The following is a 23,184-nucleotide window of genomic DNA, read 5'->3' on the forward strand; positions in this document are numbered from 1 at the left end:
CTTTTATGTTTTAAATAGCTTGTAAAAGCTAATAATTTTTGGAAAATGAACTCTTTTTAAGCTTTATCCCGAATTTCTCTCGTAGTATGATAAAAGGCTTTTAGAACTTTTTAATGCAATTGTTTCTTATTCGATAATAGAGATTTTTATGGCTACTTATCGGCACTTTGAGCTGCAAAGGGTTAATTCCTTAAGCCTCTTTATTTTTAACGTAAATAAGTTTAAACTTACTGTTTTGGTTGGTTCGTGATTCAATTTCAAATTTGTCTATAGAATGAATCATGGGGGTTAGTTTTTGAAAGCCGTAATTACGAGAATCAAAATTGGGTTGCTTTTTCTGGAGTAAACTTCCTACATCTCCCAAAAAAGCCCAGCCATCTTCATCGGCCACGTCTGAAATAGTTTGTGATATAAACCGAATAACCTTAGGTGTGATCTTGTCAACATTTTTCTTTTTGGAAGCTTTTCCACCCTTACCGTTATTTTGATCGCTATCTTCTTTATCTGTATTCTTTAAAATTTCAATATAAATGAATCTGTCGCATGCTACAATAAATGGTTCAGGGGTTTTCTTTTCGCCAATACCAATCACATTTTTGCCTGCTTCGCGCAGCCTTGTTGCCAATCTTGTAAAATCGCTATCACTGGAAACCAGGCAGAACCCATCTACTTTATCTGAATATAAAATATCCATCGCATCAATGATCATGGCCGAATCTGTTGCGTTTTTTCCCTGAGTATAGCCGTATTGTTGAATAGGATTAATAGCATTTTCTAGCAGTACATTTTTCCATTTTGCTAAATGGGGTTTCGTCCAGTCACCGTAAATTCGCTTAATCGTTGGATTGCCGTATTTGGCAATTTCTTCCATCATTTCTTTAATATAGGCCGAAGGGATATTATCGCCATCAATTAGTACCGCGAGGTTAGTTTCCATAGAGTTTTATTTGAGGTAAATATACTTGTTTTACTCGATAATCGAGGTTTATCCCAATCGTTTTCGGGACTTCGAGGCTAGTCTCGAAATAATTAAATATTTTCATTTAATTGCTACCTGGCTTGCCCCGATTTAATTTATATAAAAAAAAGGCTGTCTGAAAAGTTTATTCTCGTCAAACTGAACTTGTTTCAGCTTCTAACATGTTTTTAATTACCAACATGTTAGATCCCCGATAAAGAATAGGGGCAGGCTCTGAAATAAATTCAAGATGACGGTTTTAAAACCTTTTCAGACAGCTTCTTCCTTAATTGACTTACTTTATTGGCAACGCCAAAGGGTATAATACCCCGAGGCTTGCCTCGAAATTAAAAATTTGTTTCCAACGAATGCCTCGTGGGCTTGCCCCGAGGTAGTTTACTAATTAAAATCTATAAAGTGCATTCATTTTTGAATTCTTATCTGGCATTTGTGCTTCCGGTATAAGAAACACATGTCCACCTTGTTTTAGAACTTCCCTGGCACCCCAATTCATCAATGAATAAATTCCTTCTTGTTGTGCGTCATCAATAGTAACGTTCATATTATCGGAATTATAGGTACCCCAAATTTCACTTCGGTTTTCCAGAAACAGGCTGTCTACTTTTCCCTGTTGAATTGCAGGAAGAATATCGGTAACTGAAGCTCCGGTATTGTTCAGTTCATTAAATTTTTTAATTCTTTCCTTCTTGATCTTTTCCAGTTCAGGTTCTAAAACCTGTACGGCTTTCTCGTGTAATCCAAGCATATCACTCTCTGATGGGTTACCCGGAATCACTGTTTTGATTAGATGCTTATAGGTATTCACTTTTTCGTAAATAGGAAATAAATAATCTTGGGTAGCCACTACCAACGGAACGCTTTCACTATTTAACACCGTTTCCAGACCTTTGTCTATAGCTCTAAAATATTTGTTGATTTCTTCTTTGCGTACTTCATCACTGGTACCTCCATGCCCGTGGAAAATGGTGTTTTCCCCGCCTGAATTTTGTGTTTTAAAATCCAGGTGTTTCTGTTTATAATCAAAACCTACCCTTTCTTCCAATTTGGAAGGAACAAGATCGTCTACCACAACTTTACCTATACTATATCTGGTTGCTTCATAAAGCGCTACATCTTCCAACTGAAGTGCCAGCACATAAAAGCGGCTGTCTTCATTAAACATGGGAACCAGTGGTTTTATATAAAACTCTTCTGAAATATAAGTATGCGCATCAAAATTTACGGGAAGGGTGTATTTTTCAAAGAAATCTTCTGCCGCAAAAATTGCCAGACCGTCGCTTTGGTGTCGCCAAAAAGATTTTTCATTGAGTAAAGCTTTAATAGGTTCTCCTATTTTTTCAATCTTACCTTCGGGTACCGCTTTTTCTTTTAGTTTTGTAGCGACTTCTTCCCAAAGGGATTTTAGATGTGTTTTATTTTTTTCTTCCAAAACTTCCTTGCCTGCACGTTGGGTAGGAATAAAAATAGAGACACAGGTAGTGTCTTTTACGTTGGTTAATTGCTCCAAATCCTTTTCATTTATCAAACTCATAATATCATTATTTTGGTTAATTACTAATGAATATAAGTTGATTTTAATGGATCCCAATAGGGTTTAGCAGCGCTTTAACGCTAAATCTTTCTTAAAGAATTTTATTCATATTCCACATTTGGTTCTACGTGAATAAGAACATCAAAAATTTCGGGAAGGTGGGTGAGAAGCTCGTTTTTTACCCGGTGGGCAATATCATGTCCCTCTTTAACACTAATGTGTGCATTTACAATAATATGAAGGTCTACATGGTAAATCATTCCTGTTTTACGCACATAGCATTTTTCGGTATCTAAAACTCCGGGCACCTTAATACTTACTTTACGAATATCGGCAATCATATCATCATACATATGTTCGTCCATAATTTCTCCCAGGGCGGGCCTTAGAATAAGATAAGCGTTATAAATAATAAAGCCAGAGGCAAATAGAGCCGCCCAATCGTCTGCGGTTTCATAGCCCTTTCCCATAAAAAGAGCTATAGAAATGCCTATAAAGGCCATTAAAGAAGTAATTGCATCGCTACGATGGTGCCAGGCATCAGCCTTTAAAGAAGTGCTTTTGGTTTCGGTTCCTTTTTTAGAGACCTTTCTATAAAAATATTCTTTAATAATTACAATTGCTCCCAGTACTATAAGCGTATAGGGTTCCGGTACTTTATGCGGAGTTTTTATATGCTGAATGCTCTCGTAAGCAATTACAGTTGCTGAAACTATTAAAAAACCTACCACGGCAAAAGTCATAAGGGGTTCAGCTTTTCCGTGACCATAGGGGTGATTTTCATCGGGTGGTTTACTGGAATATTTGAGCCCCAATAAAACCAGAAACGATGAGAATACATCAGTGGTAGATTCTATGGCGTCGGCAATAAGGGCATAGGAGTTTCCAAATATTCCGGTTACAAATTTAGCGACGGCCAGTACAGCATTTCCTAAAATGCTGAGCCAGGATGCTTTTATCGCTTCATTTGTGTTTTGGTTCATAGAGAGCATTTTATTAGAAATGTAAATTTAAAAGTAATAATATGATTTCCCGGAATAATTGAACTTTAAAAATGTTTAGAAAGCCGTTTATGTTTACCACCAAACTACAAACAAACGCTCATAATTGTTCCCCGGTTTTTTTACCCATAATAATGGTGCTTTTTTATTACTAAGCACTATTTCTATCTGTTTTATTATTTCTGAATGGCTAAACCAGGTTGTGCCGTGTTTTGGTAATATAGGCCAATCTTGTTTTTTAGGGGCATAATAATTAAAATCTCGATAAGCAGAGGTATTAAAATCTTTAAAATGCAACCAGGTACCGGTTATACAGCTATTGTTTACTTCCGGAAGTTGTTTAAATTGAAATTCCCTGGGAATAAAAAGATTTGCCTTAAAACAAGTTTGTTGAATAATTTCTTCTGATTTTAAACTTAAATCTCCCAAAAGATTTTCTGTTTCGGGGCTAAACAGCAAAGGAAACTGTTTTTCCTTTAGCTTTTCAATTTTTTGCAAAAGACTGTCTTTTCGGTTTGGGCCAATCCAACGCTCAGCTTCTATGGAAAAAGAAGGATCGTAAATATAGAATTTGTAAACCATTTCTATGTGATACACATACTTTTGGGTAAGCTCTTTTAGTAGAAAATCGAGTTCCCCCAGGGTGATTTTGTCCCGACTTACCTGAATGTTCCCGGCCAGTAATTTATAAGTTGGGTTCTGCTGAATAATCCATTCAAAAAATCGCTCAACACGTTTACCCATCACAAAATTTTCTGCAAGGGAAGGCAGTTGTGCTATTGTAGGTTTTTGTTGAGAGGCATTTACTTTGGGTAATTGAAACTGTTGTATTTCCTGAAAATCTTTTTCCCATAAAGGAGGCGTATTTAAGAAACCTTCAAATTGTTTTGTGATACGATTTTGCATTATAAAAATTCAGATTAACTGCTTTCAACAATCGAAAATAGACATTTACTAAAGCTGTAACCAATAATATTTAAAAAGGTTTATATACTAGACGCTGTAAGTTTAAACTATTAAAAATCCCCCAAACTTCTTGTCGTTATTACTAATATAGACCTTTATTGATATGAAGCTCAGTATTTATGAGTATACTTCATTGAAATAACACTATTTGAATAAGATTTATAAGAACCTGATCTCCCTCATATTAATTAAAAAGTAACTGAAATATTTTTGTAAAAAATTACATTGTCTATGTCGTTGAACCTAATAAGTAAATATAATGTGCCGGGACCAAGGTACACAAGTTATCCTACCGTTCCTTACTGGGAAGACAATAGCTTTTCTATGACTGCCTGGAAAGAAAGTTTAAAGCGTAGTTTTAGCGAGAATAAAGAAGTTAGCCTGTACATTCATTTACCTTTTTGTGAGAGTTTATGTACTTTTTGCGGCTGTAACAAGCGAATTACAAAAAAGCACGAAGTAGAGTCTCCTTATATTGAAACCCTTTTACGAGAGTGGGACCTTTATCTGGAAATTCTTGGAGAAAAGCCCACAATTAGAGAGGTACACCTTGGCGGGGGGACTCCCACTTTTTTTGCTCCTGAAAATCTTAAGTTCTTATTAAATATGATTTTCCGAAAAGCCAATCGGGATTGTGATACCGAATTAAGTTTTGAAGGCCACCCCAACAATACAACTAAAGCACATTTAGAAATGTTTTCAAAATTGGGTTTTAAACGTGTAAGTTATGGGGTGCAGGATTATAGCGAAAAGGTGCAAAAGGCAATTCATAGAATCCAACCCTTTGAAAATGTAAAAAAAACTACAGAAGAGGCGCGGAAAGCCGGTTTCACCTCTGTGGGGCACGATATTATTTTTGGTTTACCCTTCCAAACCAAGAAAGATATTATTGAAACCATAGAAAAAACAAAATTGCTAATGCCAGATCGTATTGCTTTTTATAGCTATGCACATGTACCCTGGATAAAAGGAAATGGGCAACGCGGCTTTAAAGATTCAGACCTTCCAGTTGCAGATGTAAAGCGCGAGATGTATGAAATAGGCAAGCAAATGCTGGAAGACGCCGGTTATGTAGAAATTGGGATGGATCATTTTGCATTAAAAACAGATTCTCTTTATAAAGCTTTACAAGAAAAAAAATTACATAGAAACTTTATGGGTTATACCACATCTTCGGGGGCTTCCATGATTGGTCTAGGCGTTTCGGCCATAAGTGATAGTTGGTATGGCTTTGCACAAAATGAGAAATCGGTAGAAGCTTATCAAAGTCGTATCGCTGAAGGAATTATCCCTGTTTTTCGCGGTCATATTTTAAGTGAGAAGGATTTGGTGATACGAAAGCACATTCTAAATTTAATGTGCCATTTGGAAACCAATTGGGTGTCTTCTGATGATTATTTTGAAGAATTACCTGAGGTGCTTGCTAAATTGCGGGAAATGGAAGCCGACGGACTCGTAAACTTTTTTGATAAGGGATTAAGGCTTCCAGAAAAAGGGAGACCATTTGTGCGTAACCTTTGTATGGCTTTTGATTTAAAAATGCAGGACAGAAAGCCTGATACACAACTTTTTTCAATGACGGTTTAGCTAAGCTATAGATTCTAAATTATCTCCTGGTAAGCCCAGGAGGTATTAAATTTCGATATTTAAAAAAGTCCGATAGGAAGATTCCCTATCGGTTTTTTATTGTCTTTTAAATTATGAGATAAGGCTTTATTGGCACCGCCAAAGGGTGTAATACTCCGAGGCTTGCCTCGAATTTAAAAAATTGTTTCCAACGAATGCCTCGTGGGCTTGCCCCGAGGTAGTTTACTCTTTATCCTTTCTTTCGCTGTTCATCATTTTTAAAACAATGAGTACCAGGCCGACGCAAACAACGCCAAAAATAGCAATAAGGAAACTTCCCATTTCCCAATTTACCAATGCAATTTTGTTTAATAATGTCATAATTAGTGTGTTTTTGGTTAGTGGCAACTTTGTGTTGCAGTAATTTCCGGAGTTATTTCCATAGGGGAGAGGTAAGGAATCCCAAGCCCCATTCCTCTAAGAATAAACAGCAGGCCCATAAGAATTACAAAAGCAGGAACCGCTTTTCTAATTTTAGATCTAATATTAAGATTTATAAAATTCCCCAAATAGATGGCGGTGGTCATTAACGGGATTGTTCCAAGCCCAAAGAGAGCCATATACAAGCTGCCTTCCAGGGCAGTCCCCGAAGCCATAGCACCAAAAACTGCCATATAAACCAGTCCGCAGGGGAGAAAGCCGTTTAGAAAACCAATGGTATAAAAAGTGTCTGGTGATTTTTGCTTTAATTGTTTACCAAGATTGCTTTTTATTTTTGAGACAATTTTAAAAATTTGTTTTGATCCATTATACCTGGAAAACTTTTTATAGGGGAGAAGGATCACCAAAATCATTAAAGCTCCTACCAGGATAGAAAGTTGCTGCTGAAGCCCAAAAAGGCTAAAGCTTTTGCCAAGTAACCCGAATAAAAGCCCAATAATAGCATACGAACTTAGACGGCCAAAATGATATAGGGAAATTTGCCCAAGCTTTTTAGCATTGTTTTTATGATCTACCGGCAATAAAAATGCTATAGGACCACACATTCCTACGCAATGAAAACTTCCCAGAAGTCCAAATATTAGTGCCGAGATTAACATTTAATAAACTATTTCGTTTTTATATAAATACGGTGTATTCTCGTATTCCCAATGAATGTTAATGTTCCATCTGCCATCTACTAACTGCTCATCTTTAATAAAAATTTGATAAGATGTTAGTTTTAATGGTATATTAAAATCTAATTTTTGATTAGACGGTCGATAAAAATGAAGGTTTCCTGAGATTTTTGAAAGTTCCAGGTTTTTAGGAAACTCTATAAGCCAACCCCCTTTAACCCTTCTGTCCTTAATGTTTTCTTCTAGCGAAAAAGCATTGGTTTCGGCATCAATTTCCTCCTGATAATGTAGTTCTTCCTGATAATATTCTTCAGTCACCAGGTCGTGATCAAACTTCGAATCGGTAAGCATGTTTATCACTAAATACATAATGAAACTAATAAAAAGTGCCATACCAATAACAATTCCTGTTCCCCAATTAAATTTCATAAATTCCTTTTTTTAGTTAAAACTACGCGGTCCCATAAACATAGTGCTGGTAGTTTCTATTAAACGATCACCGCTGTAAATACCAATTTTTAATTTTTCCTTTTCATCTTCCAAAGCAGCAGTGTGAATTTCTATAAACAAGGTACCTTCAGTTAATTCCTGTCCGGGTACTGTAATATTTGATTGTTTTACCGGTTTTATTTCCCCCTGGTGCGATAATAACTTAAACTCGATATTCTCAAAATCGGCTGTTGTTTTATTCACTAGTTTATAGGTAAAAACATTGCTCACAATATTATCGGCCTTTTTTTCATATAACTGTCCCGGTAACCTTAATATTCTGGCTTCAACCTCACTTCTAATAAATAACATTCCCACCAGGACAGCGGTTAGAATTCCCAAAACTATGCTATAGCCTTTTAATCTTGGGGTAAATTTAAATTTGGCCTTTTTTTCAATATTTTCCTCACTGGCATATCTAATTAAGCCTTTAGGCAGATCTACCGCCTCCATCATATCGTCACAGGCATCTATACATGCAGTACAGTTTATACACTCCAGTTGGGTACCGTTTCTAATATCTATTCCTGTAGGACAAACCTGTACGCATTGAAAACAGTCTATGCAATCACCTTTTCCGGTGGCAGCCCTATCTTCATGCTTTTTAAACTTTGCCCTGCCTTTTTCTTTTTCTCCACGCTTATGGTCATAGGCAACAACTATAGATTTATTATCCAGCAATACACCTTGAAGCCTACCGTAGGGACAGGCAATAACACAAACCTGCTCTCTAAACCAGGCAAAGACAAAATAGAAAACCGCAGTAAATATTAATAGCGATATAAAAGTGCTTAAATGGTTAAATGGGCCATCGGTTATATACTGTATAAGACGGTCACTTCCCATTAAATAGGCTAAAAAAACATTTGCTATTAGAAATGAAATTATAAAGAACAGGAACCATTTTAGGCCACGTTTTCTTATTTTTTCAGCATTCCATTTTTGTTTTTCTAAACGTATTTGTTTTCCGCGATCTCCTTCAATCCAGTATTCAATCCTGCGGAATACCATTTCCATAAAAATGGTTTGTGGACAAAGCCAACCGCAAAAAATCCTACCAAAGGCGACGGTAAAAAGAATGATAAAAACCACTCCAAGTACCATCATTATTACGAAAATATGAAAGTCTTGTGGCCAGAAAGGAAATCCAAAAATATTGAAACGCCTTTCCAGGATATTGAACATTAAAAACTGATTGCCGTTTATTTTTACAAACGGGGCGGCAAAAAGAAATATGAGTAATACATAACTTACATATTTTCTATACTCGTAAAACTTACCTGATGGCTTTTTAGGAAAAACCCATAGTCTTTTACCCTCGTTGTCTGCCGTGGCTATTTTATCCCTGAATTTTTCTTTATTTTCCAAAACCTTTGTGTATAACTATTTTACTTATTCTGTTTCAGGCTCCCAAACCTCACCCTCTGGTGCTTTTGCATCGGGAGGGTTGGTTCCTTCCAGGCTTATAACATAACTGGAAACCTGGGCAATTTCCTGGGCACTCAATTCAGATTTCCAGGCAACCATTCCTTTTCCGTCACGGCCTCCTTCAGATACTGTTTGAAAAACATTGCTAATACCACCTCCCAATATCCAATGTTTATCGGTAAGGTTTGGACCAATACTACCACCACCATCGGCTTTATGGCAGGCCATACAGCTGGTCATAAATATTTGTTCTCCTGCTTCAAGATCAGAAGCCTCGGTTAAAAGTTCTACCGAAGAAGCATCTATAAGGTCTGGGTTCGCTTTTTTATAAGCTTCAATTTCCTCTTTTGCCTGGGCTACCTCGGCAAGGTATTCTTCTGTTTGAGTTTCTCCATCAAAAATGTGGTAATATCCCATGTAAACAAATGCGAAAATGATACTCACGTAAAAGCCATATAGCCACCAGGAAGGAAGATCGTTGTCCAGTTCTTTGATACCATCGTAATTATGGTCCAGAAGAATTTCATCTTCTTTTTCCATAGGTTTCTGGTTCAGCATCTTTTTATATAATCTCTTTATACCCGAAAATTGCTTTTCTGAATTTTCAGCTTTAAGATTTTTATAGCGTTCCTGTGCATCTGGCTTTAAACTGCGGAAAACCATATTCTCCAAAGCCGTAATTGAAACTTCTATAGCGATAGCAATTACCAGTACAATGGCAAGAATGCCCCAAATAACCGGATATTGTTGAAATGCCCAGTCGGTTTCTGCCTCTATGGTTAATTCTATTAAAACCAAGGCAAGGATTAAGAATCCAGCTATTCTTAAATATGAGTTAGTTTTCATAATTATTTAATTTCCTGGTTAGTGTCTAGTGGTAATTGGCTTACCTCTTCAATATCTTTCTTTTTTGCGGTAATTACCCATAGGAAAAGCACTACAAAGAAGATGAAGAATATAAGCAAAGAGATAAGCGGATATATCATAACCCCGTCTATGCTTTCCATATGGCCTTTTACAAATTTAAACATGCTTAATTGTTTTTAGTATTTGAAACTTCTACATCTTTAGCTTTAATATCTGTGCCCAGTCTTTGCAGATATGCGATAAGCGCTACAATTTCTCGATTTCGCATTTCTACGAATTCTTTCCCATTTTTAGCGGCGAATTCTTTTTCGGCTTCATAGGTTTCAACAAAATCGGGATCTGCATAAAGGTTTTTCTCTATTTGAGTTCCCTGCTCAGTCATCCATTGTTGCGCATTGTCAATTTCCTCTTGGGTATAGGGTACACCAAGGCTACGTAGGGCTTCCATTTTCGATTCGGTGTCGCCTTTGTCCAGCTCGTCTGTGATTAGCCATTTATAAGCCGGCATAATAGAACCTGCTGAGGTACTTTGCGGATCGTACATGTGGTTTAGGTGCCAGTTATCAGAATATTTGCCACCAACCCTCATAAGGTCTGGCCCGGTACGTTTACTACCCCATAAGAAAGGATAATCATACACATACTCTCCGGCTTTTGAGTATTCGCCGTAACGTTCAACTTCGCTTCTAAATGGTCTAATCATTTGCGAGTGGCAGGACACACAACCTTCTCGTATGTAAATATCCCTACCTTCGAGTTCTAGTGGGGTATAGGGTTTTACGCTCGAGATTACCGGTACATATTCATCTACCATTAATGAAGGCACAATTTGTACTATACCACCAATTAAAATTGCGATTGTGGCAAATATGGTAAGTTTTACAGGTCTTCTTTCCAACCAAGAGTGGTAAGCTTCTCCTGCGGTTCTCTTACGAGTTACTTTTTGTAGTGGTGCAGCTTCTGCTAATTCATCTTCAACTTCACTTCCCTGTCTAACGGTTTTTACTATGTTATAAAGTAAAATAAAAGCTCCCACAATATATAATGTACCTCCAATGGCACGCATCCAGTACATTGGAATAATTGAGGTTACTGTTTCTAAAAAGTTTCCGTAGGTAAGTGTCCCGTCTGGATTAAATTGTTTCCACATAGAAGCCTGTACAAAGCCTGCTACGTACATTGGCAACGCATAAATAATAATACCAAGTGTTCCTATCCAGAAATGGGTATTTGCCAATTTGGTAGAATATAGTTTTGTTTTAAATAACCTAGGTACAAGCCAGTAAACCATACCAAAAGTAAGGAAACCATTCCAGGCAAGTGCTCCCACGTGAACGTGTGCAATAATCCAGTCACTAAAGTGTGCAATGGCGTTTACGTTTTTAAGAGAAAGCATTGGCCCCTCAAAAGTTGCCATCCCGTAGCCGGTAATCGCTACTACAAAAAACTTAAGTACGGGGTTTGTTCGCACTTTATCCCATGCACCACGCAGGGTTAAAAGTCCGTTTATCATACCACCCCAGGATGGGAACAATAGCATTACAGAAAAGGCTACCCCAAGGTTTTGAGCCCAGTCTGGTAAAGTTGAATACAATAAATGGTGTGGACCTGCCCAGATATAGATAAATATAAGCGACCAAAAGTGTATAATAGAAAGCCTATAGGAGTATACTGGCCTATTAGCTGCTTTTGGTACAAAATAATACATTAAGCCCAGAAAAGGCGTTGTAAGGAAAAATGCCACTGCATTGTGTCCATACCACCACTGTACTAAAGCATCCTGAACCCCAGAATAAAAAGAATAACTTTTTAATGCAGTAACAGGTATTTCAATATTGTTTACAATGTGCAATACAGCAACGGTTACGAATGTAGCAAGGTAAAACCAAATGGCCACGTATAAGTGACGTTGTCTTCTTTTAATCATGGTTCCAATAAGGTTAGCTCCAAAAGCAACCCAAACCAAAGCAATTGCAATATCTATTGGCCATTCTAATTCAGCATACTCTTTAGAACTGGTGAAACCCATAGGTAAGGTAATGGCCGCTGCTACAATTATGGCCTGCCACCCCCAAAAGTTGAAATTACTTAAAAAATCGCTATACATTCTGGCTTTGAGCAAACGTTGGGTAGAATAATATACCCCAGCAAAAATTGCGTTTCCAACAAAGGCAAAAATCACCGCATTGGTATGTAATGGCCTTAAACGACCAAAGCTTAACCATGGAATACCATCGGTTATGTTAGGGAATAAAAACATAAATGCGAGCAAAAGCCCTACACTCATACCCACTATACCCCAAAAAAGGGTAGCCATAGTAAACTTTTTTACGATTTTATTATCGTAATGAAACTGTTCTACTTCCATAGTTAATTAGATTTCTTGTTTTTGGTGGAACTGGATTTACTTGATTTTGGTTTTACTAATTCATCGTCAAATAACATTCTTACTGAGGGTGTGTAGACATCGTCATATTGTCCTTTTTTTACTGAAAAAATAAAAGCGACAAAGAAGATGAGGGCTACCAATACACTTAAAGCCAGTAAGAGGTAAATGATATTCATGTTAATTCAATTATTTAGCAAACTTAAAAATGTGTTAAAGTCTAAAATATGATTTAAATCAGGTTTAGCCTAATACCGTCTTAATTTTTTTCCCGCCAGGTTGGTTGCCAATGTTGCAAAAGCCACTATGCTAATTGAACTTAAAGGCATTAATATAGCAGCAATAACGGGCATTAAATTACCGGTTACAGCAAAAGCAAGGCCTATTGCATTATAACATAAACTTAATACAAAGCTCCATTTTATGATTTTTATTCCTTTTGCCGAAAGTTGAAAATATTTGCTTAATTGAGGAAGATTTAAAGCTTCTAAAATGCCATCACAAGCCGGGGAGAAAACGTTAATATTTTCTGAAATAGCAATCCCAACATTGCTTTGTGCCAGTGCGCCGGCGTCGTTGAGTCCGTCGCCTATCATCATAACCAATTTGCCTTCTTCCTGAAGTTTTTTAATAAAAGCAAGTTTATCGTCCGGTTTTTGGTTAAAGTAGAATCTGGTCGTTAAAGGCAACATTTTTTCAAGCCTTTCCTTTTCACCATCATTATCTCCCGAAAGAATAAACAACTTTTTGGTTTGGCCCAGTTCTTTAAAGAGTTGGGCGAGGCCTTCTCGATAAGAGTTTTTAAAAACATAACAACCTTTATATTCTTCGTTGCTACTAATATGAACGCTTGTTTTATTAAGTTCTTTGGTTTTTGTGGTAAAATCCCTTACAAAAGTCTCAGAGCCAATCTTTATCCTGTTGCCGTTAGTTTCGGCACTAATTCCTTGCCCTGTATATTCCTGAAATTCATCTAAACCCTGTATATTATTTTTATCCAGAATTTGATATAATTGTCTGCTTAAAGGGTGGCTGGAAGCTCTTAAACTGCTACTTAATAAGCTTTGTTCTTCGGTGTTTAATTTTAAGCCTTCATAGAAAATCTCTGTTTTATTGTTTGAGGTAATTGTTCCCGTTTTATCAAAAACTACACAATCTATCTTGGCTATCTGTTCAATAACACTCGCTTCCTTTAAGTAAAATTTATTCCTTCCGAAGATACGAAGCAAATTCCCCAGCGTAAATGGAGTGGCAAGAGCTATAGCACAGGGGCAGGCAATAATTAATACCGCCGTGAACACATTTAAAGCTTTTGACGGATCGTAGATTAACCAAAACAAAGTAGCTGTAAAGGCAATACTTAAAACGCCGGTGGTAAAGCGCTTACTTATTTGATTGATGAGTGTTTGAAATTCGCTGTTTTTATCTTTAGCAAATACTTCATTACTCCAAAGTTTTGTAAGGTAACTTTGGTCTATGGCTTTTATGGCTTCAATTTCCAGAACGCCTCCCTGTTGTCTACCACCGGCATAGAGTGTTTCTCCAGATTCTTTTCTAACAACTTCGGCCTCTCCTGTTACAAAACTGTAGTCTATATTTGCCTGGCCCTTTATTAAAACCGCATCTATTGGTATTAATTCGCCATTTCTTATTAAAATACGATCACCGGCTTTTATTTTATAAACCTGTATTTGCTCTTCTAGGCTTTCATTGGAGTTGTTTTTTGTTAAGCGCGTAACGGCCATGGGAAAATAAGATTTATAATCCCTTTCAAAAGATAGGTATGAATAAGTTTTTTGCTGAAAAAACTTTCCTAAAAGTAAGAAGAAGACCAAGCCCGTAAGGCTATCAAAAAAACCGGTTCCCAGGTCTAAAAGGATCTCTGTAGTACTTCGTATAAAAAGCACGGCAATTCCAAGGGCAATAGGTACGTCTATGTTTAGTATTTTAGCTCTTAATCCTTTATAGGCCGAAACAAAATAACCTGAGCCCGAATAAAAAACCACTGGTAGGGAAAAAGCAAACATTAGCCAGCGAAACAAATGTTTAAATTGCTCAAGCCAAAACTCTTTTACTTCAAAATATTCGGGAAAAGAAAGAAACATCACATTCCCAAAAGCAAAACCGGCAACTCCAAGTTTATAGATTAGACTTCTATCTACTTTATGATCTTTTTCATCGTAATCTTTTAGCGAAATATAAGGTTCATAACCAATTTTACTAAGAAGATAAACCAGTTCCTTGAGGTTTATCTTTTCGGGAGAGAAACTTATACGTACAGTTTTTTTTGGAAAATCTACTTGAGCCGATTTAACCCCGTTGTTTAGTTTTCCAAGATTTTCTAAGACCCAAATACACGAGCTACAGTGCATAGAGGGTACCAGGAAATTTACAATTTGTGTATTGCCTTCATTAAATTCTAATAACTTTTCAGCTATTTCCTTATTGTCAAGAAAATCGAATTTACCTTCTGAAGTCACCGGAGAGATCCCCGGTTTTTCCTGAAGATCATAATAATAAGTAAGATCGCTTTCGTTTAAGATTTCATAAACAGTTTTACAACCATGGCAACAGAAATCTTTTTCCTGAAAAACAAGGTGCTCATTTTTACATGCTTCACCACAGTGAAAACAGTTTTTCATACAAACCGAATTTTAATTGCAAATTTCGTGAAATTACGACCATTTAATATGACCGGAATCAGGTTTAACTAACTAATTGCTATTGCTAACTTTTCGTAAGTAAAAATAACCAATTATTCCGGCAAGTAAAGAAGCCAATAAGATTCCAATTTTTGCCTGAGACATGTAACTTTCGTTTTCAAAAGCAAGGTCGGTAATAAATAAGGACATAGTGAAGCCAATGGCCGCTAAACAGGCAACACCATATACATGCTTCCATTTTACCTTTTGGGGCAGTGCTGCAATTTTAAGCCAAACCATAAGTTTTGAGAATAAAATTATTCCGGTTAATTTTCCTAAAATAAGTCCGCTAACAACGCCAATCAATACAGGACTTAAAACAACATCAAAAGAGGTGTCTCCAAGGCTAACTCCTGCATTGGCAAATGCAAATACAGGAAGGATTATAAAACTTACAAACGGGTGAAGTGCGTGTTCCAGCCGTTGTAGAGGGGGAGTGGCATCTTCGGTTAATGAAGAGAATTTTTCTATAGTGTAAGTAATATGTTCTTCAGCTTCTTTAGGATCTTTTTTTCTATTCCTGAATTCCTGCTGAATTTCGTAGCCTAGAAGTTTAGCTTTTCTAAGGAATAGTGGGGTATTAATTTTTTTTGTGTTGGGAATTGCGAAGGCGGCCAGAACGGCAGCTATAGTGGCATGTACTCCTGAAAGTAAAATTGCCAGCCATAAACCTCCAATTCCCATAACTGCATAAAAAAAGGTATTTCTAATGCCAATTAAATTGGCTGCGGCAAGAATTAAGAGAAAAATCCCTGCAATTCCCAGACTTTGCAAGGAGATATCTGAGGTATAAAAAAATGCAATTACCAGAACAGCCCCCAGGTCGTCTACAATGGCAATAGCAGTTAAAAAAACCTTTAACGGTAAAGGAACCCGGTCTCCCAAAAGATAAAGTATTCCCAGTGCAAAAGCAATATCTGTAGCCATAGGAATTCCCCAACCCGATACAGAATCTAGGCCCATATTAAAGTAATAAAAGATAAGTGCAGGAAAAATCATGCCTCCAATTGCGGCTCCTATAGGCAGCATAGATTTTTTTATGCTTGAAAGTTCACCTTGTAAAATTTCCCGTTTTAGTTCAAGTCCAACCACAAAGAAAAAGATAGACATAAGTCCGTCGTTAATCCAGTGCAGTAAATTTTTTCTTATCACAAAATCGTTTATTCCCAAATGAATGTACTGTTTCCATAAGCTATGGTAGGCATCAGCAAAAGGGGAATTAGCTACTATCATGGCTAGTAAGGCCGAAAAAATAAGCAATAAACCTACCGATGTTTTTTTCTCAATAAAATTCTTAATTGGGAGTATAAGATAAATGTCCAGAGGTGATTTTTTCATAGTAAACAGTTGCTAAAAATAGATGTAGAATACTTGATAATAAAGCTATTACCATTTTAGGAATGTAGATATGATAAAACTCAGTTTTTGGGTTATTCCTAAAGTATAAAAATCATGAATCCTAACTTATTTTTTGAAACTACTAAAAACAAAACATTACCCGGTCATTCTGGTTTAATAGTTTAGAGCTTAGCTCGAAATAAAAAAATATTTCCGTTTAATGCCTGTTGGCTTGCCATATGGTAATTTATTACCTTTAGGGCTATAAAGTTTAAATATGGTAAAAAAGCTAACCCAAAGTTTACGCAGGCCTAAAATGAAGTCGGTTAACCAACCTCCCGGAACAGTTACTTATGTAGGAAGAAAAGAGTCTGGTGAAACCAAGCTGGAAGTAATAGATTACAATAAAAATAATTTCGAGAAACTTACATCTTCCACTACCGAAGATGCTTTTAAATTTGAGGCAGAAGACCGTATTACCTGGTTTAATATAGATGGACTAAGCAATACCGAAGAAATTGAAAAGCTTGGTAAGTATTACGAACTGCATCCATTAATTATTGAAGATATAGTAAATACCACACAACGACCAAAGATAGATGAATATGAAGATTATCTATTTATAGTTGCAAAAATGCTATATCACCAGGATGGAAAATTAGTACATGAGCATATAAGTTTTGTTCTAGGCAGTAACTATGTATTAACATTCCAGGAAGCCGGTGGAGATGTATTTGATGGGGTTAGGGGAAGGCTTGAAAAATCGTACGGGCGTATTAGAAGTAATGGCTCTGATTATCTTGTATTTGCGCTTTTGGATGCTATAGTAGACCATTATTTTCTGGTAGTAGATGAGTTGAGCGAGAAAGTTGAAAGCCTTGAAGAACAATTATTTGAAAGTAAACCGGGCGATGATATCACTGCTGAAATTCAGGATCTTAAACGATCTATTTTAAGAGTTAGGCGAGCGGTTTTTCCCCTAAAAGAAGTTATATTTAGGCTTCAAAAAATGGAAAATGAGCTTATAAAAAGCCGCACTAGAAACTATATAGACGATCTACACGATCATATACTACAGGTTTCAGAAAACATAGATCTCTATAGGGAAATGGCCTGGGGACTTATGGATATGTATATGACCACCCTTAGCAATAAGATGAACGAGGTGATGAAAGTTTTAACCATTATGGCCTCTATTTTTATTCCCCTTACTTTTATTGCAGGAATTTACGGGATGAACTTTCAACACATGCCAGAGTTGCAATGGGAGTACAGTTACTATGTGCTTTGGGGGGTGATGGTTGTGATTTTCCTCTTAATGATTTTTTATTTCAAGCGAAAAAAATGGTTATAACTCAAATAATAATATGAAAAAAATTACTTTAATTGGCCTTGCTTTGTCCTTTACGTTAAGTTGTACGGCGCAAAAAACAGAAAACCCGGTTTACATTGGTACTTATACCAAAAAGGAGGGGCATGTAGATGGAAAGGCCAAAGGAATATATTTGGCAATGCAAGACCCTGAAAACGGAAGTTTACAACCCCAAAAAACAGTTGCCGAAATTACGAATCCTAGTTTTGTGAAAGTCTCAAAAGATGGTGAAAACCTGTATGCCGTAAGTGAATTGGGAAGCGGGAATATAGATTCGGTATTTATTTATTCGTATAAAAGAAAGGAAGACAACAGCCTGGAAGAAATAGGAAAAATTTCTACCGAAGCTTTTGCGCCCTGCCATATTGAGATAGACAAAACCGGAGAGTATGTTTTTGTATCGAATTATTTAGGAGGTGTTGTGATGCTTTATAAAAGAGATGAAAACGGAAATCTTTTAAAACAGCAAAAGCTGGAGTTAGAGAACCCAAAAGAATCTCATGCACATTCGGTTTCAATTTCTTCCGACAATAAAACAGCTTATATATCAGATCTTGGGAACGATAAAATATGGATTTATAACTTTAATGAAAAGGAGGGGAAACTAAGTCCTAAAGAGCAGTCATTTGTTGAGTTAGAAGAAGGTTCGGGACCAAGACATTTCGATATTTCTAAAGACAATAATTTTGCCTTTTCGCTGAATGAGATAAATTCTAGCATTAGTGTTTTTAAAATACAAAAAGAGGGTAAACTTGAATTAATACAGAGTATTTCAAATTTGCCTGAAACCTTCAACGGAAATAATTCGGGCGCAGATATTCACGTACATCCTTCCGGAAAATATGTCTATGCTTCTAATCGCGGCCATAATAGCATTGCGGCTTTTAAAATTAACCCAAATTCAGGAAAAATAAGCGTAATTGGCCATTACCCAACCAAAGGGGATACGCCAAGAAATTTTGGGATTTCCCCAGATGGAAAATTCCTGTATGCTGCCAACCAGGACACTTCAACTATTAGCAGTTTTAAGGTGAATATGGAAACCGGCGAACTGGAAGAACACCTACTGCCTGTTGAGGTTATGTCTCCCGTTTGCGTAGAGTTTGCTGAAGATTAATCATTACAAAAAAAAGCTGTCTGAAAAGTCTATTCTCGTCAAGCTGAACTTGTTTCAGCTTCTAAGATGTTTTAATTACCAACACGTTAGATCCCCGATAAAGAATCGGGGCAGGCTCTGAAATAAATTCAGAATGACGATTTTTAAGAACTTTTCAGACAGTCTCCTTTTAATTCTAAATGCATATATTTTGAAATGAATTCAGATTGATTTAAAGTTAAAATAGGTTTCAATTATTTTACATCCACTTCTTCTATTACAAAAAAGCCATCGTTGCCCTGTGCCTGGTACAGGGGCATAAAAATTCTGGCTTCCCATTTACTTTTAACTTCCTCACCGTTTTGTATCGCCAACACTTCTCCTTTTTCAATTTTTTGAAAATTTTCATAGCCCGGTTGCATTTTAAAAGAATCTGAATCTTTTAAACCGTGCCTATGTATCAGCTCAAAAGTTTTTTGTTCCGGGGCATTCTTTTTAGCAAAACGATCTACACATTCGGGATAGGTTTCAATTTTGGATAAATCCAGCTTACAGGCTTCTTTTAAAGCAAGCCAAATTACTCCCTCGTGATTTTCAACCGAAGTTTTATCTTCATGCTGCCCGGCTTCAAAAACAAAGCCCGTCATCCCTATTCGGCTTAGATAATGATCTATATCCCCGGTTATAATATCACTAAACCCGCGTACTATAAAAGTTGGGAAGTTATGTGCCCAGGCGTCATTGTCGTTCACTTCCTGTACAGAAACATAGGGCAAACTTGGCGATGAGGTAGTATGGCAATCCAGAAAATATCGTTTAGTATACTTCTTTTGCGGGTATTGATTTAAAATCTCAATGATTTCCCACATTTCTTTTTGTTCATGGGTACGCTTCTTTTTTTGTTTGATGTTTTCTTCGGTCCAAACCCTGTTTAAGTGCTCATCTATATAACGTTTGTTTTGATTTAAAGCTTTATGGTTTCCGGAAACTCCAACCAGGGTTCCTTGAATTGTGGGATTTGTCTTTTTTAATTGTTTAAAAACTTCTTCCAGAGCCTTTACACCACTGGGTTCATTGCCGTGGATTCCCGCGGTAACAAAAAGTAAAGGTCCTTCTTTATTACTGCTATATTCTCCAATTATCCTGGGAATATTTTTATTTGGTTTGTTGCTCATAACACGTGGCTTTTTATTGGCACCGCCAAAGGATAAATTACCCCCGAGGCTTGCCTATAAATTAAAAATTTGTTTTTACCGAATGCCTTCTCGGCTTGCCCCGAGACTTATTCCATACAGGCAATTTCCCTGTTGGTAAATTGATGTCCATAAAGGTTTTTGTACTCAACTTTGCGTTCTATCGCCTCAATTACTACATCTGAGAATTCCGGTAATCCTATATCTTTAAAATGTTCCATCCCACCGGGACTTAACACATTAATTTCAATCAATTTATCTTTTACAACATCAAGGCCCACAAAGAAAAGTCCGTCGCGAATTAGTTTTGGGGCAGTAAGATCTACAATTCGTTGCATCTCGGGGGTAAGGTCACTGCTATCGGCAGTGGCGCCCAGGGCAAAATTACTTCTAAATTCACCTTCCCCACTTACTCGCCTAATAATAGCTTGTTTACCATCTTTAACCATTACACGGCCGTTCATTAAAATTATTCTCACATCACCATCTTTGACGGCCGGCAAAAATTCCTGGGCAATAACATATCCCTTCTGGCTAATTGTTTCAATTATCTGATTAATGTTTTTTTCGTTTTCATCTACCAGAAAAACATTTTGCCCACCTGAGCCTTCCAGTGGTTTTAAAACAATTTTTTTATTGTTATTTTCCCAGAACGCCAGGATATCCTCTTTTTTTCGGGTAATAAGCGAGTTGGGTTTAATTTCTGCCGGAAGCTCTTCAAAGTATAACTTATCGATAAATGCATTAGAAAGAGCATAAGCATCGTTTAGTACCAATACCCCTTGCTGTTGCATCATTCTTCCAAAGGCAACCCCGGCTTGTTCTGCCCACTTTCGACCAGATTCTTCTTCGGTGGGATTATTTCTAATAAATAATACATCTAAAGTCTTTGCTGTGATCTTTCTTTTTCTGGCTTTAGAGCTTTGTAAAGCTTCCAGAAATTTTTTTGGCGATTTGGTTTTGGTATTCTTGGGTACCTGCGTGCTGTTTATGCTTATAGGCGCATCGTGGTGAAAATTAAAATCTCCCACTCCCATAGCATATACTTCGTGACCTCTGGAATGGGCCATAGTCATTAACATTACGGAAGTTCCGCAACTTTCGGTTTCAATATCGTTTAATACAAAGCAAATTTTCATTGGGTTATCATTTTTGAAAGGGGAAGTCCCTCCCTGATTAGGTTTAATTTATTGGTAATATTTTCGGTTAATAAATAACTGGGGCGCAACGCGCTTGTTTTTAATACTTTCCTTTCGGTTAGTTCTTCAATAATTTTGGTATGTTCTAATCCAAATTTTCCTGCTAGTAAAGGCTCATATTCTCCGCCATTTTGTAAATAATCACGGAGTTGTACCAAACCTTTTAAATAAATTATATCCTTTAGAAATCCGCCTCCCTGCATAATCCTGGAAGTAATATTAAAAGCCCTGGATGCAGAGAATCCGTAATCCATTTTTAATAGTCTAAATAACTGTGGAAATTCTGCTCCCTCAATTAAAGCAGAGCCCGCTATTACACGTCCGGCCAGTGTTCTAAGTCTGTTTGCTGTTAATCCATCTACTAAATACTCAGACATTACGGCCAGGCCTTCCTGTAGCGGATCATAATCGGCAAGACCACTACTTAAAAGTTGCAAAGGCTGCCGGGTTCCGTTGTAATGGGTAAGCACATGGGTACCAACTTCGTGCTGAATTAAGGCCATTGCTTCGGTTTTATTCATTTTATAATCTGCCGGAACATAAAGCTCACCATTATTAACCATCATAATGTTCACATCTTTGCGAATATGAACTTTACTTTTAAAGTTTTCATCCTGTTCGGCGAAATAATCGAATTCTCTACGAGCCAAACTACTAAAGCCTTTGGCATCAATAAACTCGGCATTTTCATCTTCTTCTGTTTCATTAAGCTCTCTTAAAATTGTTCCTGCTTCTTCGCTTAATTTCGGACTTAAGCCTTTGTAAAGTCTAATACTGTTATAGAAAAAATTTGATGTACCTCGTTCGCTTAACATGGTAATTTGCTGATCCAGTTCTTCTCGTTTTTCCCTAAAAATATGGGACATAGCAGGATCGTCTATTTCTTCAATTTTTAAATTATAGAGTTCTCTTTTTAATAGATCGGGATCTATGGGAAGCAACCTATAATGGTAATCCAAAACTTTTTCGTACTTGCTTTCAAAAAACGTGTTTTTTATATCCTGAATATTAGCCGGTGAAATAAGCCATAGAAACTGGTAAGAACGTTCTATTTTTGCCAGGGCTTTGTCTACCTCAAAAACTTTTTCTTTTAAGTGTTTTCTCCCCAATGCAAGATAACTGCCTACACCGCTGGTAGTTTGTACACGCACATAATCGTAGATGGCTTTGTGAATACAGGTTATAAGGTAGTCCTTAAACTGCCTTAAAAAGACAGGATAAATTTTGTTGTCTTTATCGCGGAAAACAGGTGGAATTTCGAGGCCTACAACTACAGCACCTGATTTTTTTGCCTCTTCAATACTCAAAATTTCCTGATCGCCTTCTTTTTGTCTATTTGGGGTGTCTTTTATTTCAGCTTTTAAGTATAATCCACTAAAAACCTGATTGATATCATTAAGCTCTTTTTGTAAAACTTTTATAGAGGTAGGGAGCTTTTCAGCCGGAGCCTTTATGGTAAAACAATCATTGGGCTCACCCGTATAGATTTCAAAAATCATATAAGATTTAAAATCTGTTGAAAGTTTATCTGCTAAAGCATAAATAAGTTTTCGATAGGCCTCAAAAAACTTATCTCCAATTAAAAGATAGGAAGCTTCACTAACAACTATTCGTTCGGTACCTTCATCATCCGGTCTTTTTCTGTATACTATCAGGTAAGGTAAATTGTCTTCTATATGTATTAAACCTCCTCCCGGAAGTGAAGCACTTAGTTTGCCATCTTCTTCCAGGATTGTTAAAATTTTTTTAATCGATTTTTCCGATAAATCAGATATATTCAGCATTTTGGTTTTCTTCTAAAAGTTTACTCGTTAATCGAGATTTATGCTTCGAGGTTTAGCCCGAAATCAAAAAATCTTTTCATTTAATGCCTCGTTGGCTTGCCATGAGGTAATTTACTTGTTCTATGTTACTAGAAAACCACTTTTATGTAGCACTAAATTGAACATATAA

The 23,184-nt window shown here is 36.7% G+C and carries 20 protein-coding genes; 3 read left to right on the forward strand and 17 right to left on the reverse strand.

The genetic code is table 11. The features are described 5' to 3' along the window. Positions 1–190: 190 nt before the first annotated feature. From GUB10_RS00085 to GUB10_RS00100, 4 genes are all read right to left on the reverse strand, one after another. Positions 191–937, reverse strand: a complete 747-nt coding sequence (locus GUB10_RS00085; protein WP_193709416.1) for an NYN domain-containing protein — start codon at positions 935–937, stop codon at positions 191–193. A gap of 424 nt (positions 938–1,361) precedes the next feature. Next, positions 1,362–2,510 carry a hypothetical protein gene (locus tag GUB10_RS00090; protein WP_193709417.1) on the reverse strand — a complete coding sequence of 383 codons (1,149 nt, stop codon included), beginning with the start codon at positions 2,508–2,510 and terminating at the stop codon, positions 1,362–1,364. A gap of 101 nt (positions 2,511–2,611) precedes the next feature. Continuing rightward, a complete protein-coding gene (locus GUB10_RS00095) occupies positions 2,612–3,493 on the reverse strand; it encodes a cation diffusion facilitator family transporter (protein WP_193709418.1) in 882 nt (293 codons plus the stop codon). Between the two features lie 93 nt (positions 3,494–3,586). Further along, positions 3,587–4,417 carry a DUF1853 family protein gene (locus GUB10_RS00100; RefSeq protein WP_193709419.1) on the reverse strand — a complete coding sequence of 277 codons (831 nt, stop codon included), beginning with the start codon at positions 4,415–4,417 and terminating at the stop codon, positions 3,587–3,589. Between the two features lie 291 nt (positions 4,418–4,708). Between GUB10_RS00100 and hemN the strand changes: the two genes are divergently transcribed. Then, positions 4,709–6,064, forward strand: coding sequence for an oxygen-independent coproporphyrinogen III oxidase (gene hemN / locus GUB10_RS00105; protein ID WP_193709420.1), 1,356 nt, complete (start codon positions 4,709–4,711; stop codon positions 6,062–6,064). 222 nt (positions 6,065–6,286) lie between these two features. Here the strand turns inward: hemN and GUB10_RS16010 are convergent, their stop codons facing one another. The 10 genes from GUB10_RS16010 to nhaA form a co-directional block, all read right to left on the reverse strand. Next, a complete protein-coding gene (locus tag GUB10_RS16010) occupies positions 6,287–6,424 on the reverse strand; it encodes a hypothetical protein (RefSeq protein WP_255527994.1) in 138 nt (45 codons plus the stop codon). 17 nt (positions 6,425–6,441) lie between these two features. After that, positions 6,442–7,143 (reverse strand): sulfite exporter TauE/SafE family protein, encoded by a 702-nt coding sequence (locus GUB10_RS00115; RefSeq protein WP_193709422.1) that lies wholly within the window; start codon positions 7,141–7,143, stop codon positions 6,442–6,444. After that, positions 7,144–7,590, reverse strand: coding sequence for a FixH family protein (locus GUB10_RS00120; protein WP_193709423.1), 447 nt, complete (start codon positions 7,588–7,590; stop codon positions 7,144–7,146). It abuts the gene before it with no gap. A 12-nt stretch (positions 7,591–7,602) separates the two neighbouring features. After that, complete coding sequence (ccoG, locus tag GUB10_RS00125) at positions 7,603–9,018, reverse strand: cytochrome c oxidase accessory protein CcoG (protein ID WP_193709424.1); 1,416 nt, start codon at positions 9,016–9,018, stop codon at positions 7,603–7,605. A 24-nt stretch (positions 9,019–9,042) separates the two neighbouring features. Further along, positions 9,043–9,924, reverse strand: coding sequence for a cbb3-type cytochrome c oxidase N-terminal domain-containing protein (locus tag GUB10_RS00130; RefSeq protein WP_193709425.1), 882 nt, complete (start codon positions 9,922–9,924; stop codon positions 9,043–9,045). 2 nt (positions 9,925–9,926) lie between these two features. Beyond that, positions 9,927–10,109: a CcoQ/FixQ family Cbb3-type cytochrome c oxidase assembly chaperone gene (locus GUB10_RS00135; RefSeq protein WP_193709426.1), complete on the reverse strand. Its 183-nt coding sequence runs from the start codon at positions 10,107–10,109 to the stop codon at positions 9,927–9,929. 2 nt (positions 10,110–10,111) lie between these two features. Next, positions 10,112–12,313, reverse strand: a complete 2,202-nt coding sequence (ccoN, locus tag GUB10_RS00140; protein ID WP_193709427.1) for a cytochrome-c oxidase, cbb3-type subunit I — start codon at positions 12,311–12,313, stop codon at positions 10,112–10,114. Between the two features lie 2 nt (positions 12,314–12,315). After that, positions 12,316–12,510 carry a cbb3-type cytochrome oxidase assembly protein CcoS gene (gene ccoS / locus GUB10_RS00145; RefSeq protein WP_193709428.1) on the reverse strand — a complete coding sequence of 65 codons (195 nt, stop codon included), beginning with the start codon at positions 12,508–12,510 and terminating at the stop codon, positions 12,316–12,318. A gap of 69 nt (positions 12,511–12,579) precedes the next feature. Continuing rightward, the gene (locus GUB10_RS00150; protein ID WP_193709429.1) at positions 12,580–14,973 is read right to left on the reverse strand and encodes a heavy metal translocating P-type ATPase metal-binding domain-containing protein; all 2,394 of its coding nucleotides are present in this window, start codon (positions 14,971–14,973) and stop codon (positions 12,580–12,582) included. 72 nt (positions 14,974–15,045) lie between these two features. Further along, a complete protein-coding gene (gene nhaA, locus GUB10_RS00155) occupies positions 15,046–16,371 on the reverse strand; it encodes a Na+/H+ antiporter NhaA (RefSeq protein WP_193709430.1) in 1,326 nt (441 codons plus the stop codon). A gap of 277 nt (positions 16,372–16,648) precedes the next feature. On the opposite strand from nhaA, the gene corA reads away from it, so the two are divergent. Both corA and GUB10_RS00165 read left to right on the forward strand, forming a co-directional pair. Next, entirely contained in the window at positions 16,649–17,725 is a 1,077-nt protein-coding gene (gene corA, locus GUB10_RS00160) for a magnesium/cobalt transporter CorA (protein ID WP_193709431.1), read from the forward strand. Between the two features lie 13 nt (positions 17,726–17,738). Then, entirely contained in the window at positions 17,739–18,860 is a 1,122-nt protein-coding gene (locus tag GUB10_RS00165; protein ID WP_193709432.1) for a lactonase family protein, read from the forward strand. Between the two features lie 233 nt (positions 18,861–19,093). Here the strand turns inward: GUB10_RS00165 and GUB10_RS00170 are convergent, their stop codons facing one another. From GUB10_RS00170 to GUB10_RS00180, 3 genes are all read right to left on the reverse strand, one after another. After that, positions 19,094–20,014 carry a succinylglutamate desuccinylase/aspartoacylase family protein gene (locus GUB10_RS00170; protein WP_193709433.1) on the reverse strand — a complete coding sequence of 307 codons (921 nt, stop codon included), beginning with the start codon at positions 20,012–20,014 and terminating at the stop codon, positions 19,094–19,096. 107 nt (positions 20,015–20,121) lie between these two features. Next, positions 20,122–21,171: a glutathione synthetase gene (locus tag GUB10_RS00175; protein ID WP_193709434.1), complete on the reverse strand. Its 1,050-nt coding sequence runs from the start codon at positions 21,169–21,171 to the stop codon at positions 20,122–20,124. Next, complete coding sequence (locus tag GUB10_RS00180) at positions 21,168–23,015, reverse strand: flavohemoglobin expression-modulating QEGLA motif protein (RefSeq protein WP_193709435.1); 1,848 nt, start codon at positions 23,013–23,015, stop codon at positions 21,168–21,170. The genes GUB10_RS00175 and GUB10_RS00180 overlap by 4 nt, the downstream gene beginning before the upstream one ends. Between the last annotated feature and the right edge of the window lie 169 nt (positions 23,016–23,184).

The organism is Salegentibacter sp. BLCTC (assembly GCF_015143665.1).
Lineage (GTDB): Bacteria > Bacteroidota > Bacteroidia > Flavobacteriales > Flavobacteriaceae > Salegentibacter > Salegentibacter maritimus.